Below are 16,111 nucleotides of genomic sequence, written 5' to 3'. Positions count from 1 at the left end.
GTCAGCGCTGAGCGTGTGAATGGGAGTGCGAATGCGAAGTGCGAGGTTCGGAGATGGCGTTCTCGCCGGGCCCGTAGTTGATCAGTGTTTCCGGATCGCCGTCGCGGTCGGCCCACTGCTTCTTGAGTGCGTCGATGTCCCAGATCATGTCGACGGTCGGTGGGTGTCCGGGTGGGGTGTATTCGGTTTCGATCTGCGTACCGCACCCCGGGCAATAGAATTCGAGGATGCGGCAGAACAACGGATCCGGGGCGAAGGTGTACTCGTATTTCTCCGGATCGAGAATTGAGGGGTGAATCTCGCGGGGTCTCGGTCGTAGACCAGAGTGCCTTCTTTGTAGTTCCCCCGAGCATTGCCCAGGTCGTGCTGGCAGACCCGGCAGAGCCACCGCTCGGAGTCGAGATCGATCGCAAGATATTCGGTCATGGGGATACGCATGATGTTCGTTACCTTCGTGTCGAGAAATGTCGATGTGATCGTTCGGGCGGTACCGCCGGGCCCGATTACACGGTGTCGGTCAGGATGAGGTCACCGGAATTGGAGACCTCCAGGTTCCAGCCGGTCGGGACTTGAGCTGTGAAAAACTGCCCCTCGACAATGGCCGGACCGGATGCGACCGCACCTGCGATCTGCTGATCGAGTAGATAGACAGGTAGTTCCTCGACCAGCGTGGGGGAGGTGCGGACCGATCTCGCCAGCGTCGACACCGCCGGCGTCTTCTTCTTGGGAGACCCGCCCTTGACAACCGAATGGGGGAGTTCCCGTGTCACTTTCAGTGCGAGGATGGTCGTGTTTCCCGCGGTAGAACTGACATCGAGATCATGCTCGAACTGGGTGCGCGCCGCCATCCCATCCGCGTCCTCGACTACAGAGGTCCACTCCAACGAGCACTCTGCGGTGTCGTATCCTTCTTGGAACATGTCTCGTGTTGCGCGGGAACGTAATTCGTTTCTCGCTGCGTCGATTTGCTCAGGGGTGCAGTCGGTGATGTTGGTTTCGTAGGACTGGGAGATGTCGGAGAAACTGATACCGTACGCGGAGAACACCGCGGCCAGTCTCGGGACGAGTACCCGGCGCACTCCGGCGATTCGTGCGGCATCACACGCACTCATCGGGCCGCCGCCGCCGAACGCGGCCACAGTTGTCGTCTCAGCGCTTTCGACGGAAGAGGCGAACGATTCCGATACCTTCGCCGCATAGGCCGATGCCATCTCGAGCAGGGCTTCTTCGACAGTGAGCCCCAGAGGCTCGGCGATGCTCTCAGTGATCACGGCGCGGGATCGTTCGGCGTCGAGAAACATTTCACCGTCGAGGTAGGTGTCGGGATCGAGAACACCCAAGAGCAAATTGACGTCGGTGATGGTGGCCTTCTTGCCGCCGAAACCGAAGCATGCGGGTCCGGGGGACGCGCCGACGCTTTCCGGGCTGACTACGATCCGGCCGTTCTCTACCGCAATGATGGAACTGCCCCCGACTCCTGTGGAGTGAACGTCACTGAGCTCGTACGAGACAGGAACACCGGCGATATGACCCCGGCGTTCGGTGGCGATGGCATAGTTCTTCACCGTCCCTACATCGGTGGTAGTTCCGCCTACGTCGATCATGAGCACATGGGGAAGCTCGTACGCTTGGGCAAGTGCGCGTGTGCCTTCGAGCCCTCCGCGAGGTCCGGAAGAATAGGTCTTGAGTGCCACGGACTTCGCGACCCGCGAGGACGCCCCGTCATTGCGGTAGATGAGGAGCGGGTTCTTGATCTTGTAGGTGCGTAGGCGTCGTTCGGCGCTGTAGAGGAAGCGTTCTACGGTGGGGTGGAGGAACGAGTTGATGATGCCGGACCAGATTCGGCGTGATCGAAGTTCGTCGGAGGCGAATTCCCAGCTGAAGAGAACGGGGACTGACCCGAGGAGATGTCTCGGGAAGCTCTCGAGAATGATCCGTTTGAACAGCGCCTCACGGCCTTTGGTCTTCGCCGCGAGGATCAGCCGTTCCGCACCCGCTGTCGTCAACCTGTTGATCTCCGCGACCAATGTCGTGGTCAAGGCGTCGGCATCGAGCTCGTCCGAGACCACCGAGGTGCGGGGACCGACAAGGTCGTCTAAGAGTGATGCAGACTCTGCGTCGGTGCGCAAGGCTATAGTAAAAAGCCTGGAAGAGAATGATGGAAACAGAATGCGTACAGCAAAGAGCCTCGGAATTGCTCGATCATCGCTGTATCGAAAAATGAAAATCTATAAGATATGAAACGAAACACCTGTGGCATTAAGCCTGAATGCACCGATGTGCTGATTCAGTCGGTGCGACTTCTGTTGCGGGGCATAGTGCGGTTGTGGGCATAGATGATCACCCGATCGCATGTGTCGGAATGTGCGTTCGGTGACCGCGACATCGATGTGTTCCTCGTCGGTGAACACTGCCTCGCGTCGCGCTTTCTGCTTGACGTCGCGCGGGTCAGCAGCGCCCTTTTGATGGCGTACACCCGGGGTTGCCGGACCGGCCACGATGCCCGAGTGTGACCTGCTGGATCCGCTGCCGGCACACGGTGTGTCTCGGCGGCGAGGTGCACGACATGGAACGGGTCCATCACCCTCTTGGCCTGCGGTAATACGTCCTTCGCGGCGGAGTGGTAGCCTGTGAACTCGTCCATCGAGACGACCTTCACCCGGTCCCGAAACGCCTGATCACGATCACGGTCACGAAGCTCGGATTACCCTGCCCGCGAACGTGTTTCCGCTTGTGCTCGTCCGCACCCAAAGGCTCGCACCCTGTCGAGGTGACCGGACTGGTCGTAGACCACATGCCGGACCGTGGACAGAGCCGGGAAGTTTACCACGTCCCAACTCAACCCCAACGCTGCAGCCGCCGCCGAAACGGATGTCTTGTCGCAGGCGAGTCGTTCGAGGATTTAGCCGGTGGTGCGGCGACCACGGGGAGAGTGCGGGTGACGTGGTCGCGGAGCCGACCGGGCTGGCCGCACGTTGGGCAGGTCGGGTCGTGTTCGACGGGCCGGCAGTCGATGTGGGTGAGGTGTTCTGCGACGGCGGCGCCGGTGATAGTGACGCCGAGTTCGACGGTTCTGCAGATGGTGTCGGCGACAAGGTTAGTAGTCTGGTCCATGGGTCCTGTGATGTGTTCGGATTCGGGCTCGGAACCTTCCTCCTCGTATCCCAGGACCCTCTACATCTTTTGCCTCACTTGATCACCGGTGGATCGACTCATGCACTCCAGATCCGGAAGAGCCAGATTCTCTCGTGTGGTAACGGTGCATGGAGGACCTCTGTGTCAGGTATCGCCCCAGTGACAAAGGAAAGTCGGGCGGGGTGAGAATGGAGTAAGGCAATGAGCGCTCAAGAGAGCGGCGCGGCGACTCGAACGCGAAACAAGAACTACAACCTGATCCGCTTCGTCGAAGCGTCGTTGAGCAAAGCATTGTGTATGCAGACCTCCATCGAGGATACCGAGCGTGACGGGTACCCTTAAGTGGCAGGTCTGTTCCGCAAAGCTCAAAGCGAGGCCGCCCCGAGTAGAAGTTGCTTCTCGACAGGCTCGCTCTGTCGGTCACGTGAGGTTCGTTCATTATCGGTTCGTCTGGGTCGAAGGGCGTCGTGGGAAGATCTCCTTGATGGGCGCGCGCGGCCTCGTCGCCGGTATCGATATCGTTCGTCCCAACGACACTTACCCAAAAGAATTTCAGAATGAGGAAGACCACGCCGAGTAGTTGCGGTGATACCTCACCGATAGCTCCCTGCCACGGACCCGGTACGCGAGCACCAGTTGGTCCATCTACCTCAGAGCGAGAGAAGGCGCTTCATAGCGCATTCGATCGGTGCGGGTGAGCCTGGCTGTACTTCAGGGGATCTTTCGATCTCCTGAACCTGCCACCGTGGCCGGGCCTAAACGCGGCGCAAATCTGTACGGGTTGCTCTTGTTTAACCCTCTGGGGCGGCCATGATCGTGGGTTTGTCAGGCGCGGGCACGGGTGCCTACTGTTCTTGTCCGTCCAGTTCCGGGTTCGCTTCGAGTGGTTCGAAGTATCGGGGGTTGGGGTTGGTGAGGGCTCTGACGATGTCGCCGTATCCGAGAACGCGGGCAGGCGGTCCTTGGTAGATCATTTCCTCTGTTCCGATGTAGCGAAAGCGCATGACGGGCTCCTGCAGGTGAAGTGTTCGGGATGATCTGGCGGGGTGACTGCGATACGGTCCGGAGTCTGTCGAGTTGTGCGGTGTCGGAACGAACTTCGGTGTAATACCCTGCGCAGGGTCACGGCTTTTCGTGCGGCCACTACTGCGGGTCGAGGTGGTGCTGTTCCGTGGCGGTGCACCGGTGGTCGGGTTCTCATCGCTGGAGCCTGGTGTGAAGCGCGGAGACCGTGATAGCTGCTCCGACGTGCTCGGAGACCGTTCGCACGAGGGTGCGATCGGTGATGTCCGGTAGGAAGCGGTGCGCGGCGGTGCGCGAGTGCAGAGCGCGTGCCGATGCGGCGATCAGATTCGGGGTCATCATGGTGATGCGGTGACCGCAGCCTGCACTGAGCAGGCCCGCGAGCGGCAACGACGAGTATTCGAAGGGATCTGCTGGCGGGCGAATGCACCGAAGAGGTGAGATCGATTTCTCGGTGGTGGACAAGTCGATCAACACATCGCACTGTTCGATGATCCGGCGGGTGTCCTCGCGTGTTGAGTTGGTGGTATCGATGTCGGTGACGGTGCCGATGCCGCACTGGGTCAGCACATCTTCGAGTAGTGGCGCGTGCCGGGACTGCGAAATGTAGACAGTCGCCATCCACGGCCACACGCCTTGCCTGTCGAGGGCGGTCAGCGTCAGGGCCGCGAGTGACGCGGTCATGGTCTCGTTGTCCGCGATGACGAGGGGGCCGTGATGTGCAGCCACTTCGTGCTGAACGATCGCGGTCCCGTAGGGCGGCAGTCCGATCAGGAATACGGTCTCGACGTGATCCGGGAGCGCGAGAATGGTTTCGACCAACCGCGGAACGTCGTTGAACGAGAGTGCGGTGTGCTCCGCGCGTAGTGCGGTGCGGTAGCGGATGAGCGCGGCGTATCCCTCACCCCAGGTCCTGCGGTTGCGGTGCAATCTACGCAGGAGACTCCACATCGGATCTGTCGTGATCACAACAACTTTCCCGCCGGCCGGCAGCATCGGATTCGTGGCGTGTTGTCGGTTGGGTGCGTCGAGGTCGGGGTGATCAGCGGTCATGTTGTCCTGAGGTGGTGTGTTCTCGCCGCGTGCGGACAGTCGCTCGCTGCGGCAGGGAAGGTGCCGGTCCGTCATGGCTGCTGCGGCAAGGGCCGGCCGTGGAGGAAAGCGATCAACAGAGCGTTGACCTCCTCGGGTCGCTCGAGGTAGCCGAAGTGACCGCACTGGGCGATTTGTTCGTATCGGGCACCGGGGATGGCTGCGGCGACTTCGATGCCCTGCGCCGGCGGGGTCAAGCGGTCGTCACCGAATCCGATGACGGGGGTCGGTGCTTGGATCGCGGCGAGATCGGTCAGTCGATTGTGGGATCGATCCATCGCGGTCTGGGCGCGGACACCGGCAGAGGTGGTGGTGGGGGCGGAGTATTCGAAGATGTCGAGCCATTCCTGGGCCTTCTGCGGATCGGCGAGGGTGTGCGGGGAGAGGTTCAGCACCGCGCTGATGGCCGCGGTGTAGGAAGGGGGCAAGTCGATCCCTGCCTGGTGGAGGGCCTTTTGTCCGCGGTTGAGGGCGGCTTCGACGGGGTGTGGTCGGCCGGTGGCGGCGAGCATGATCGCTTTGGCGAGCAGTTCGGGGCGGGTGATCGCCAGCTCTTGTACTACTCGTGAGCCCAGTGATGTGCCGATCACGTGGGCGGGTCCGCCGAGATGTTCGATCAGTGCCGCTGCGTCGGCGGCGAGGTCGGCGATGCTCATCCCGTCGATTCCGGCCATGCTCGAGATTCCGCGGTTGTCCATCGTGACGACTTCGAAGCCGGCTTTCACCAGTGCAGGAACCTGGTAGGTGTTCCATACTCGGCCGGGGCTGCCGGCTCCCATGATCAGCAGTACACGCGGGCCGGAGCCGGTGACGACGTAGTTGACGGGAACATGGTTGAGGGTGACGGTCGGCATGGGTCCTGTTTTCGTGAGGTGGGTCAAGGGCGAGCGAAGACGAGAGCGGTGTTGTGTCCTCCGAAGCCGAAGGAATTGTTGACGGCATAGTCGACGGGGCCGATGCGCGGCGCTGTCGTGACCACGTCGAGGTCGATCCTCGGGTCGAGCGTGTCGAGGTTGAGTGTGGGGGGAATGACGCCGTCGCGGACGGCGAGGACGGTGAGAACCGCTTCGAGCGCTCCGACGGCTCCGACGGAGTGCCCGAGGGCAGATTTCGGGGCGTAGATCGCCGCGTGTGTGCCGACCGCTGTGGTGATGGCCTGTGCTTCGGCGATGTCGCCGGCCGGGGTGGCGGTGGCGTGGGCATTGACGTGGGTGATGTCGGCGGGTGTCAGCCCGGCTCGCTGAATGGCGTGGGTCATCGCGCGAGCGGCTCCGCGGCCGGTGGGGTCGGGAGCGACAAGATGGTAACCGTCGGAGGTGGTACCGCAGCCGAGCAGACGCGCATGGATCGTCGCACCGCGTGCGAGGGCATGCGTCTCGGTTTCGAGGACCATCAGCGCTCCGGCCTCGCCGAAGACGAAACCGTCCCGGTCCTTGTCGAACGGACGCGACGCACCGGCAGGGTCGGCATTGTTCGAGCTCAGCGCGCGCATCGTGGCGAAGCTGGCGATGGAAAACGAATCGATGCGGCCTTCGACTCCGCCGGCGACGACCATGTCGGCGTCACCCATCGCAATCATCCGGTAAGCCTGCGCGATGGCTTCCGCGCCTGACGAGCATGCCGACACCGGGGTCATCACCCCGCCGCGGGCGCCGAGTTCGAGGCCCACCGTCGCGGAGGGGCGGTTGGGCATGACCATCTGCACTGCGAAGGGGGACACTTTGCGGTAGCCGCCGGTTCTGAGCCGGTCGACCGCATCGATCAGGGTGTCGCCGCCTCCGAGTCCGGTGCCGATGACCACAGCCAGACGATCCCTGTCGACGTCGGGTGAGCCCGCGTCGATCCATGCCGTGCGAGCGAGTGTCAACGCGACCCGCGCCGGCCAACTCATCCGCCGGATCTCCACCCGGGTGAGGGCATCGTCCGGAGAGACCTTCAAGTGACCGCCGATACGGACCGGCAGGTCGAATTCCTCGACGAACGAATCGTCGAGAAGACCGATTCCGCTCTCTCCCGCGAGGAGCGCCCTCCATGTGCCGGCGACGTCCCCGGCGACCGATGTGGTCGCTGCGAGGCTGGTGACGACGACGTTGGGTGCGCGGCCGAGCCAGGAGCGTGCCTCGGTGGTGCTCACCTGTCGCTGCTCGGCGCGGCGAGTTCGAGCGCTGCCGCAGCTTCGAGGGTGTGGATGTAGTCCACGACGTCGCCGACCGTGCGCAGACCCATCAGATCCTCGTCGGGAATTTTCACGCTGTACTTGTCTTCGGTCTGTACCGCGATTTCCACCATGGACAGTGAGTCGATACCGAGATCGTCGACGAAGGACGTGCCGATACCGATTTCGGACGGTTCGATTCCGGTGACCTCTTCGACGATCTGTGCGAGCTCGGTGACGATGGTTTCCTGCGTGCTGGCCATCAATGACGTCCCTTCGAATGAACGGGTGGTGTTCGGCTTCTGGTGCTCTCGGACAGGTAGGGCTAAGCTCACGCCATCTTGCCATAATATCTAGTTAAGAAGATTAGCAAGTAGCTGTGGTCAGGGATGCTTGCGACTCTCGGTGACCAACTCGGTCGCATGGGTTTGGTGAGCTCCGAGGGAAGCCGGGCATCTCGCCGGCTGATGGATGAAGGAACACACAATGCGCGATGCAGTGATCGTCGAAGCCGTGCGAACCCCTTTGGGTCGCCGTAACGGAGTGCTCTCGACCATTCATCCGGCCGATTTGTCGGCCCAGATTCTGGTGGGGCTGGCCGATCGCACCGGCCTCGATCCCGCAGTCGTCGACGATGTCATCTGGGGATGCGTCAGTCAGGCCGGTGAGCAGACCGGTGATATCGGACGGACCGCCGTATTGGCGGCCGGGTGGCCGCACACCGTCACCGGGGTGACCATCGACCGGCAGTGCGGGTCATCACAGCAGGCGGTGCATTTCGCTGCCGCAGGGTTGATTGCAGGCCAGTACGACGTGGTGGTCGCCGGTGGCGTCGAATCCATGAGCAGGGTTCCGATGGGATCCTCGTCCGGCGGGATGAATCCCCTGGGAGATTGGTTCTTGGCGCGCTATCACGGCGTCGCCCCCTCGCAAGGGGTCGGTGCGGAAATGATCGCCGAGCAGTGGGGTCTGTCGCGCCGTCAATGTGACGCTTTCGCGCTCGCCTCGCATGCGAAAGCCGCGCACGCGCAAGACGACGGATGCTTCGACGACCAGATCCTGCCGATCGTGCTCGCCAACGGCACCAAGATCGCCCGCGACGAGGGGATCCGCCGCGGCGGAACGCCGGAAACCCTGGCCGGGATCAAGACCGCGTTCTCCGACACCGGGGTGGTGACGGCGGGAAACAGTTCCCAGATTTCCGACGGTTCGGCCGCACTGTTGATGATGACCAGCGAGAAGGCCACGCAGTTGGGGCTGACACCGATCGTTCGAGTCCATACTGCCGTCCTGGCGGGCGCCGATCCGGTGATCATGCTGACCGCACCGATTCCGGCCACGGAGAAAGCCTTGTGGCGCAGCGGTTTGACGTTGTCCGATATCGGAGTTTTCGAGGTCAACGAAGCCTTTGCCACGGTGCCCCTTGCCTGGCTGGCCGAAACAGGGGCAGACCCGAAGCGGCTCAATCCGCACGGCGGAGCGATCGCATTAGGGCATCCCCTCGGTGGTAGTGGTGCACGCTTGATGACGACGATGATCCATCACATGCGAAACACACGAACGCGTTACGGATTGCAGACCATGTGTGAGGGCGGTGGGCAAGCGAACGCCACCATCCTCGAACTTCTCTGATCCAGTCGTATCCACGGCGGTGATCCTCGCCGAGCCTCTCAAGCGAGGATCACCCGAGCCGTCCCGACGTTCAGTGGGGGTATGTGAGCGGTGAAACGGGATAGAGGAGAGAGGAATACGAACATCAGACACGTCATCCGTCGTACGGTATTCGTCACGATATCGACCGCGGCGTTGGCGGCGCCGGCGGTGAAATTTCCTCCTCTGGTCCTGGTCTACGTCATCAGCGGTTCGCTACTGTTCTTCTCGCGATACCTCGACGACGATACCGACGCGCGCTCACTCGACAAGCGTGATTCCGGAACGGGAAAAGACCGTACCGACCGGACAACCACGTTCGTCGCCGTGCGCGAAAATCTTCGAAGACAATCTGGCGCACACATTTCGTCGGTGAGTATCTGTGACGGCGAATCTCCCAGACCGGACTCGTATCGACACGACCCGATGTGCCAACGCACGGAATGCGGCGGGCTAGATGCCGGTGACGACAATGCCTATCGCCGCGACAGCGATCATCACAAACCCGAAACACGCGAGCACCCACCGCCGACAGCGCCGGTATGGCGATGCCGTGCAAGCCAGAGCAGCGTAGGGCGCGGCAACTGCGAGGCCCAGGACCGCGAGAACGGCGAAGACCACATGTACCCGGATCATGGACACGAGAATTCCTCACCGCGCCGTAGCCTCGCCTGGGTTGTCATGCTTTCTTGACGAACTCGGATTTCAGTTGCATCGACCCGATTCCGGCGATTTTGCATTCGATATTGTGGTTGTCGGCACCGTCGACCAGGCGTATGTTACGCACCTTGGTTCCAGCTTTTATTCCTGTCGGACTGCCTTTGACTTTCAAGTTCTTCACAACGGTGACCGCGTCCCCGTCGGAAAGCTCATTTCCGACGGAGTCGACAACGATGGACCGGTCGACAATCTGCGATCCCTGGTGAGATATCCATTCGTGAGCACATTCGGGGCACACGCAGTGCGCCCCCATCTCGTAACTGTATTCGCTGGAGCATTGTGGGCACGGCGGCAGTGCATTGTTCACGGGGGCCATCCTCTTCCTTGTTCGGCATACTGATTCTTCGATTCGTGACACGTCTCGCCGGGTTCACGGCGCTGAGGCAGAGTCGACGTGCCCGCCACCGGCCGCGATACACCGACGAAACCTTGCCCGGGTTCTGGTGACTCGTCGGCCGTGCACACGTGGACGCTTACGCCTTGGGGACGCGGATGATGAGTGCGTCGCCTTGTCCGCCGCCGCCGCAGAGTGCGGCTGCGCCGATGCCGCCGCCGCGGCGTTGCAGTTCGAGGGCGAGGTGCAGGGCGATGCGGGCGCCGGACATGCCGAGGGGGTGTCCGACGGCGATGGCGCCGCCGTTGACGTTGACCTTGGCGGGGTCGAGGCCGAGTTCGCGGGTGGAGGCGATCCCGACGGCGGCGAACGCTTCGTTGATTTCGACGAGGTCGAGGTCGGTGGGGTCGATGCCTTCCTTGGCGCAGGCCTTGGCGATGGCGCGGGCGGGTTGGGACTGGAGGGTGGAGTCGGGTCCGGCGACGACGCCGTGGGCGCCGATTTCCGCGATCCAGGTCAGGCCGAGTTCTTCGGCTTTGGTTTTGCTCATCACGATCACGGCGGCGGCGCCGTCGGAGATCGGGGAGGCGGAGCCGGCGGTGATGGTGCCGTCCTTGCTGAACGCGGGACGCAGTTTGCCGAGGGATTCGGTGGTGGTGTCGGCGCGGATGCCTTCGTCCTGCGCGAAGACGATCGGCTCGCCCTTGCGTTGGGGGATGGAGACGGGGACTACTTCGTTGTCGAAGTAGCCGTCTTTCCAGGCGCGGGCCGCGTTCTGGTGTGAGGCGGCGGCGAAGGCGTCCTGCTCGGCGCGGGTGATGTGGGTGGTTTCTTGTTGGTTGACTTGTTCGGTGAGCAGGCCCATGGCCTGGTCGGTGAAGATGTCGTGGAGGCCGTCGTAGGCCATGTGGTCGCGGAGGGTGACGTCGCCGTATTTGAAGCCTTCGCGGCTTTTTTCGAGCATGTGGGGTGCGCGGGACATCGATTCCTGCCCGCCGGCGACGACGATGTCGAATTCGCCGGCGCGGATGAGTTGGTCGGCGAGGGCGATGGCGTCGATGCCGGAGAGGCACACTTTGTTGATGCTCAGGGCGGGGACGTTCATGGGGATGCCGGCGGCGACGGCGGCTTGGCGGGCGGGCATCTGGCCGGCGCCGGCGGTGAGGACCTGTCCCATGATGACGTAGTCGACTTGTTCGGGGGCGACTCCGGACTTGTCGAGGGCGCCTTTGATGGCGATGCCGCCGAGGTCGGACCCGGAGAGGTCTTTCAACGATCCGAGGAGTCGACCCATCGGGGTACGAGCTCCCGCAACAATCACAGTGGTCGTGTTCAACGCGTTCTCCAGTCTTTTGCGACGGTCTCGGGGGTCGATTGCCGAGACCGCGTCGGTGAAATGGCCTGTTATCGGATGTTGTCGTGCGTCTGTTCAGGCAGTGAGGATGTAGAACACTGCGGTCATCGCCAGCACCACAGCGGCAGCGGATGCCATCGCCGCGGTCAGGGAGGGAAGGGGCGGATTCATCGGATCATTCGCCGTCAACGGCCGCGCTGTCATGGGCGGTAGCGGGATTCGTAGGCCTGCTTTTCCTCGTCCATTTTCTTTTTCTCGTGCACGTCGAGGAGCGCGGGGCTCAATCCGTGGCTGACCAGACGGTGCCGCAGGTAGATCTTTTTCAAGGCGAGAAGGAAATAGACGAAGGGCAGGAAGAGCAGGAGCACCATGCTGATCCGGATGATCCAGGGGCCGGGGATCAGCAACAGCCCCAGCAGGATCGGCAGCAAGGGGACGATGCACCGTGTCGCGTAGCGGCGGGCGGCGCCGGGGCCGGTGATGTCCTCGATCACCCACGGAATGAACTCGTCCGGCAGGGTGCGTCCGGCGAGGTACTTGAGGTGCTGGGCGAAGGTGGGATGTGCGATGGTTCCGTTCTGGGACATGGTGTTTCATTCCTCGATGTTCATCGATAGGTACTGGTTCCTCGGAAGCACCAGCATGCGGGCGTATTCGATGGCGCGTGGTGTGTCGGAGAAGATGTGTCGGCGTTCGCTGTCGGAGGTGGTGAAGACACCGAGGGCTTTCAGTGGCCGGAGGTGGTCCGGTTTCATACCGGAAATCAAGACGGTGATATGGCGGTGTTCGAGTTTGTCGATGGCGTCCTTGAGGACGATGGCGCCGGTGGCATCGATCGCGGTCACCCGTGACATGCGCAAGATGACGACCTTGACGTCGGAGACGTCCGCCAATTCGAGCAGGAAGCGGTGAGCGGCGGCGAAGAACAAGGCGCCGTCGATGCGGTAGGCGACGATGTGTTCACGGAGCAGTTCGTGTTCTTCGCTCTGGTGCCCGTCGTCATCGAGTGGGACTTGTTCGATCTTGGCCGATTTCGCCACTGCGCGCAGTGCCAGGATCGCGGCGAATGCGACACCGACCGCGACCGCGGTGACGAGGTCGAGTGCGACGGTGACCAGGAACGTTGCGCCCATGACCGCGGTGTCGGCTCGGGTGGCGCGCGCGATGGCGATGATCGAGGCTGTTTCGACCATGCGCACGGTGGTGGCCAGCAGTACCCCGGCGAGAGCGGCCAGGGGTATCTCGGCGACCATGGTCGATGCCAGGTAGACGATCGCGGCCAAGATGACGGCATGGGTGAGTGCGGCGAGGCGACTGCGCGCGCCGGAGCGAACGTTGACGGCCGTGCGAGCGATGGCGCCGGTGGCCGGGACGCCGCCGAACAGGGGTGCGGCGATGTTCGCCAACCCCTGTCCGAACAATTCCCGGTCGGGATTGTGGCGGGTCCCGACTCCCATCGAATCCGCCGCGGTCGCCGACAGAAGTGATTCGAGGGCGGCCAGCGCGGCCACTGCCAGGGCCGGGGCCACCAGCGAGGTCAGATCCCCTAGATGCAGAAAGTTCAGTGTGGGTGCGGCGATGCCGGAGGGGATTTCACCGATGCGGGCGATGTCGAGGTGCAGCAGTTGCGCGGCCAACGTCGCGACAGCCACGGCGACGAGCGAGAACGGAACCTTGGGGAAGTAGCGTCCGCCGACGAGGATGGCGACGGCCACCGCGAGCGCTGTTGCCGGGGTGAGAATCGAGGGGTGCGCGACGAATTTGGCGACCGCGTCCGCTGCGCTGCGCCACACCTTGTCCCCTTCGGCGTCGGTGATACCCAGAGCGGCCGGGATCTGTTGGAGGGCGATGACCACGGCGATACCAGCGGTGAACCCTTCGATGACCGGTGCCGGCATGAAACGCACGGCCCGCCCCACTCCGGCGAACGCCAACACCACCAGCACGATGCCGGCGATCAACCCGACCGCCAGGACACCGGATCCGCCGTATTCGTGAACGATGGGAACCAGGACCACGGTCATGGCCCCGGTCGGCCCGGACACCTGGAACCGGGAGCCGCCGAAGACAGCGGCGACGGCGCCGGCGACGACAGCTGTGGTCAGCCCGGCCGCCGCCCCGAGCCCGGTGGAGATGCCGAATCCCAAGGCCAGCGGAAGAGCGACCAGTGCCACGATCAGGCCGGCCAGCAGATCCGCGCCGGGTGCGCGCAGCGACGAACTCCATTCGCTCCATCGCGGCAACAGGTCCCGTACGGCCTGGGCAGCGCGGCCGAGCGAGTTCTGCGGGGACGGAGTGGAATTCGGTGCGGGCGTAGCGGTCATAAGGTTCCTCGGTACTGCGAGAAGAAAGTGGAAGCCTGTCTGGTTACTTGCTAATATTAGCAAGTAACCAGATGAAGGGAGCGGTGATGCGTGTAACACCACTGCGCGGACTGCTGAGCGCGCCGTTGCTGCAGTGCCGCGAATGTGCCAGGTTGTGCCGTCGGTCCGCGGTGACGCCGGGCGGAAACGTGTGCCCATGGTGTGGGGAGCGGGCGTTGTCGACGGCTGTCCTGGGCTCCCCGCTGCGCTCGTCGAGTTGACGGCGCTCTGGGTGGGAGATCACCACGTTCGGTCTCACGTCAGAAGATCCCGATCCGGGAGGTTGAGGGGCAACTTGACCGGATCGGGACCTTCGGTGAGGGCCTCCAGCGCGAGAGACTCGACGTGAGATGCGCTGGCAGCCCTGCTCGGGGGTCAGCAGTCGTCGGCGCGGGTGCGCACACGCCGGAAATGCGTGTCGCGGGACGGGGCCTCGTCGGTGAGTTCGTAATCGAATGTCGACAGTCGTTGACGCAAGGCACGCAACTCTTCACGCAGCGCGTCGGGGAGTCTGTTGCCGCCGATCGTGGCGTACCACTGATCGATGAGGGGAAGTTCGGCCGCCCACTCCGCCGGGTCGACCTTCAACGCAGCGGCAATGGTGGGGCGATGAAGGTCGAGTCCGGTCAGATCCAAGGCATCGAGGGTCGGAACGTGACCGATCGGGGTCGCCTCGGAGTCACCGGTTCCGTCGACGCGTTCGAGCGCCCACTTGAGAATCCGCGAGTTTTCTCCGAAGCCGGGCCACAGGAACTCGTCGTGGTCGCCGCGGCGAAACCAGTTCACGTAGAAGATCTTCGGCAACTTCGAGGAATCGGTGCGCGCGCCGATATCGAGCCAGTGCTGGAAATAGTCCCCGACGTGGTAGCCCAGGAACGGCAACATTGCCATCGGGTCGCGGCGTACCACCCCGACGGCGCCGGCTGCGGCGGCCGTGGTCTCCGAGGAGAGTGTCGAACCGAGGAAGACGCCGTGCTGCCAGTCGAAGGATTCGGTGATCAACGGCATGGTGGTGGCGCGCCGGCCTCCGAAGAAGATCGCCGAGATCGGAACCCCTGCCGGGTCGTTCCATTCCGGCGCCACTGTCGGGCACTGTGCGATCGGGGTGCAATAACGTGAATTCGGGTGTGCGGCCGGTGTTCCCGATTTCGGAGTCCACTCGCGCTGTTGCCAATCGAGGAGATGCGCCGGGGGCTGTTTGGTCATCCCTTCCCACCACACGTCGCCGTCGTCGGTCAGGGCGACGTTGGTGAAGATGGAGTTCCCTTTCTCGATCGTCGCCATGGCATGTGGGTTCGTCGCGGTGCTGGTACCGGGGGCGACACCGAAGAAACCGGCTTCGGGATTGACGGCGTAGAGTCGGCCGTCGTCACCGAACCGCATCCAGGCGATGTCGTCACCGATCGTTTCCGCGGTCCACCCCTCGAGCGTGGGATCGAGCATCGCCATGTTCGTCTTACCGCACGAGGACGGGAATGCCGCGGCGATGTAGTGCACCACCTCGTCCGGGGAGGTGAGCTTGAGGATGAGCATGTGCTCTGCCAGCCAACCCTCGTCTTTGGCCATTTTCGACGCGATCCGCAAGGAGTAGCACTTTTTCCCCAGCAGCGCGTTGCCACCGTAGCCCGAACCGTAGCTCCAGATGATGCGTTCTTCGGGGAAGTGGGAAATGTACTTGGTGTGATCGCACGGCCACGGGACGTCGACCTGCCCGTCGTAGAGGGGTGCGCCGACCGAGTGCAGGCATTTGACGTACTCGACATCTGCGGCCAGCGCTTCCCAGGCCGGTGTCCCGGATCGGGTCATGATCTGCATCGACACGGCGACGTATTCGGAGTCCGTGATCTGGATCCCGAATTTCGGTTCCGGGGCATCGAGGGGCCCCATACAGAACGCGATGACATACATCGTGCGCCCCGACATCGCGCCGCGGTAGTGCTCGGTCATGACCGTTTTCATGTCGAGCGGGTCCATCCAATTGTTCGTCGGACCGGCAGCCTCGCGTGACTGGGAACAGATGAACGTCCTGTCCTCGACCCGGGCGACGTCCTCGGGATCGGAGACACACCGGAACGAGTTCGGCTTGCGGTCCAGGCGCACGAACGTGCCTTTGTCGACGAGCAGATCGGTCAGGCGATCCCATTCGGCGCCGGACCCGTCACACCAGACCACCTCTCGCGGTGAGGTCAGGTCCTCGACCTCGGCCACCCAGGCCGCGATGTCGGCACGAAGCGCGCCGAGACGAATCGGGTCGGAGTCGATATGGGTTGTCACTGTGTTCTCCT

General features: G+C 63.1%; 17 protein-coding genes and 2 pseudogenes. 5 read left to right on the top strand and 14 right to left on the bottom strand.

The window, feature by feature from the left end:
* Window position 1: 1 nt before the first annotated feature.
* Window positions 2-438: pseudogene (locus AOT96_RS30860) on the bottom strand (acetone carboxylase subunit gamma).
* Between the two features lie 65 nt (window positions 439-503).
* Complete coding sequence (locus AOT96_RS30855) at window positions 504-2,129, bottom strand: hydantoinase/oxoprolinase family protein (protein WP_231917490.1); 1,626 nt, start codon at window positions 2,127-2,129, stop codon at window positions 504-506.
* Between the two features lie 40 nt (window positions 2,130-2,169).
* On the opposite strand from AOT96_RS30855, the gene AOT96_RS36655 reads away from it, so the two are divergent.
* Complete coding sequence (locus tag AOT96_RS36655) at window positions 2,170-2,241, top strand: helix-turn-helix domain-containing protein (protein ID WP_408990032.1); 72 nt, start codon at window positions 2,170-2,172, stop codon at window positions 2,239-2,241.
* 202 nt (window positions 2,242-2,443) lie between these two features.
* On the opposite strand, the pseudogene AOT96_RS36650 reads toward AOT96_RS36655, so the two are convergent.
* Window positions 2,444-3,114, bottom strand: a pseudogene (locus AOT96_RS36650) (transposase); the annotation flags it as partial.
* Between the two features lie 222 nt (window positions 3,115-3,336).
* Here AOT96_RS36650 and AOT96_RS36155 point away from each other — a divergent pair.
* Entirely contained in the window at window positions 3,337-3,477 is a 141-nt protein-coding gene (locus AOT96_RS36155) for a hypothetical protein (RefSeq protein ID WP_231917508.1), read from the top strand.
* Window positions 3,478-3,980: 503 nt separating this feature from the next.
* On the opposite strand, the gene AOT96_RS35870 is transcribed toward AOT96_RS36155, so the two are convergent.
* The 5 genes from AOT96_RS35870 to acpM all read right to left on the bottom strand — a co-directional run bounded on the left by AOT96_RS35870 (window position 3,981) and on the right by acpM (window position 7,668).
* Window positions 3,981-4,139 carry a hypothetical protein gene (locus tag AOT96_RS35870; protein ID WP_167349918.1) on the bottom strand — a complete coding sequence of 53 codons (159 nt, stop codon included), beginning with the start codon at window positions 4,137-4,139 and terminating at the stop codon, window positions 3,981-3,983.
* A gap of 193 nt (window positions 4,140-4,332) precedes the next feature.
* Window positions 4,333-5,286, bottom strand: coding sequence for a hypothetical protein (locus AOT96_RS30840; protein ID WP_042926474.1), 954 nt, complete (start codon window positions 5,284-5,286; stop codon window positions 4,333-4,335).
* The gene (locus AOT96_RS30835) at window positions 5,283-6,104 is read right to left on the bottom strand and encodes an alpha/beta fold hydrolase (protein ID WP_042926476.1); all 822 of its coding nucleotides are present in this window, start codon (window positions 6,102-6,104) and stop codon (window positions 5,283-5,285) included. Before AOT96_RS30835 ends, AOT96_RS30840 begins: the two co-directional genes overlap by 4 nt.
* Window positions 6,105-6,127: 23 nt before the next feature.
* Window positions 6,128-7,384 carry a KasA/KasB family beta-ketoacyl-ACP synthase gene (locus AOT96_RS30830; RefSeq protein WP_042926479.1) on the bottom strand — a complete coding sequence of 419 codons (1,257 nt, stop codon included), beginning with the start codon at window positions 7,382-7,384 and terminating at the stop codon, window positions 6,128-6,130.
* On the bottom strand, window positions 7,381-7,668 hold the full coding sequence (acpM, locus tag AOT96_RS35500; protein WP_042926481.1) for a meromycolate extension acyl carrier protein AcpM: 288 nt from the start codon (window positions 7,666-7,668) through the stop codon (window positions 7,381-7,383). The genes AOT96_RS30830 and acpM overlap by 4 nt, the downstream gene beginning before the upstream one ends.
* Window positions 7,669-7,891: 223 nt before the next feature.
* On the opposite strand from acpM, the gene AOT96_RS30820 reads away from it, so the two are divergent.
* On the top strand, window positions 7,892-9,037 hold the full coding sequence (locus AOT96_RS30820) for a thiolase family protein (protein WP_042926492.1): 1,146 nt from the start codon (window positions 7,892-7,894) through the stop codon (window positions 9,035-9,037).
* Between the two features lie 189 nt (window positions 9,038-9,226).
* Window positions 9,227-9,748 (top strand): hypothetical protein, encoded by a 522-nt coding sequence (locus tag AOT96_RS30815; protein ID WP_042926483.1) that lies wholly within the window; start codon window positions 9,227-9,229, stop codon window positions 9,746-9,748.
* Here AOT96_RS30815 and AOT96_RS30810 read toward each other — a convergent pair.
* From AOT96_RS30810 to AOT96_RS30795, 5 genes are all read right to left on the bottom strand, one after another.
* Window positions 9,735-10,082 (bottom strand): zinc ribbon domain-containing protein YjdM, encoded by a 348-nt coding sequence (locus AOT96_RS30810; RefSeq protein WP_042926495.1) that lies wholly within the window; start codon window positions 10,080-10,082, stop codon window positions 9,735-9,737. The two genes, AOT96_RS30815 and AOT96_RS30810, sit on opposite strands and share 14 nt — an antisense overlap.
* A gap of 166 nt (window positions 10,083-10,248) precedes the next feature.
* Window positions 10,249-11,445, bottom strand: a complete 1,197-nt coding sequence (locus AOT96_RS30805; protein WP_042920147.1) for an acetyl-CoA C-acetyltransferase — start codon at window positions 11,443-11,445, stop codon at window positions 10,249-10,251.
* Window positions 11,446-11,538: 93 nt separating this feature from the next.
* Window positions 11,539-11,667: a hypothetical protein gene (locus AOT96_RS36400; protein WP_257784574.1), complete on the bottom strand. Its 129-nt coding sequence runs from the start codon at window positions 11,665-11,667 to the stop codon at window positions 11,539-11,541.
* The gene (locus tag AOT96_RS30800; protein ID WP_042920144.1) at window positions 11,664-12,050 is read right to left on the bottom strand and encodes a DUF5313 family protein; all 387 of its coding nucleotides are present in this window, start codon (window positions 12,048-12,050) and stop codon (window positions 11,664-11,666) included. Before AOT96_RS30800 ends, AOT96_RS36400 begins: the two co-directional genes overlap by 4 nt.
* A 6-nt stretch (window positions 12,051-12,056) precedes the next feature.
* The gene (locus tag AOT96_RS30795; RefSeq protein WP_042920142.1) at window positions 12,057-13,787 is read right to left on the bottom strand and encodes a SulP family inorganic anion transporter; all 1,731 of its coding nucleotides are present in this window, start codon (window positions 13,785-13,787) and stop codon (window positions 12,057-12,059) included.
* Window positions 13,788-13,873: 86 nt separating this feature from the next.
* Here AOT96_RS30795 and AOT96_RS35495 point away from each other — a divergent pair, with 86 nt between their 5' ends.
* Window positions 13,874-14,047: a hypothetical protein gene (locus AOT96_RS35495; protein WP_154606736.1), complete on the top strand. Its 174-nt coding sequence runs from the start codon at window positions 13,874-13,876 to the stop codon at window positions 14,045-14,047.
* 154 nt (window positions 14,048-14,201) lie between these two features.
* On the opposite strand, the gene AOT96_RS30790 is transcribed toward AOT96_RS35495, so the two are convergent.
* Window positions 14,202-16,100: a phosphoenolpyruvate carboxykinase (GTP) gene (locus tag AOT96_RS30790; RefSeq protein WP_042920139.1), complete on the bottom strand. Its 1,899-nt coding sequence runs from the start codon at window positions 16,098-16,100 to the stop codon at window positions 14,202-14,204.
* Window positions 16,101-16,111: the final 11 nt, after the last annotated feature.

Origin of the sequence: Rhodococcus sp. 008 (assembly GCF_001682295.1) — a bacterium.
Lineage (GTDB): Bacteria > Actinomycetota > Actinomycetes > Mycobacteriales > Mycobacteriaceae > Rhodococcus_F > Rhodococcus_F qingshengii.
The sequence above is the reverse complement of the archived record's forward strand: the minus strand, read 5'-3'. Positions and strand labels throughout refer to the sequence as shown.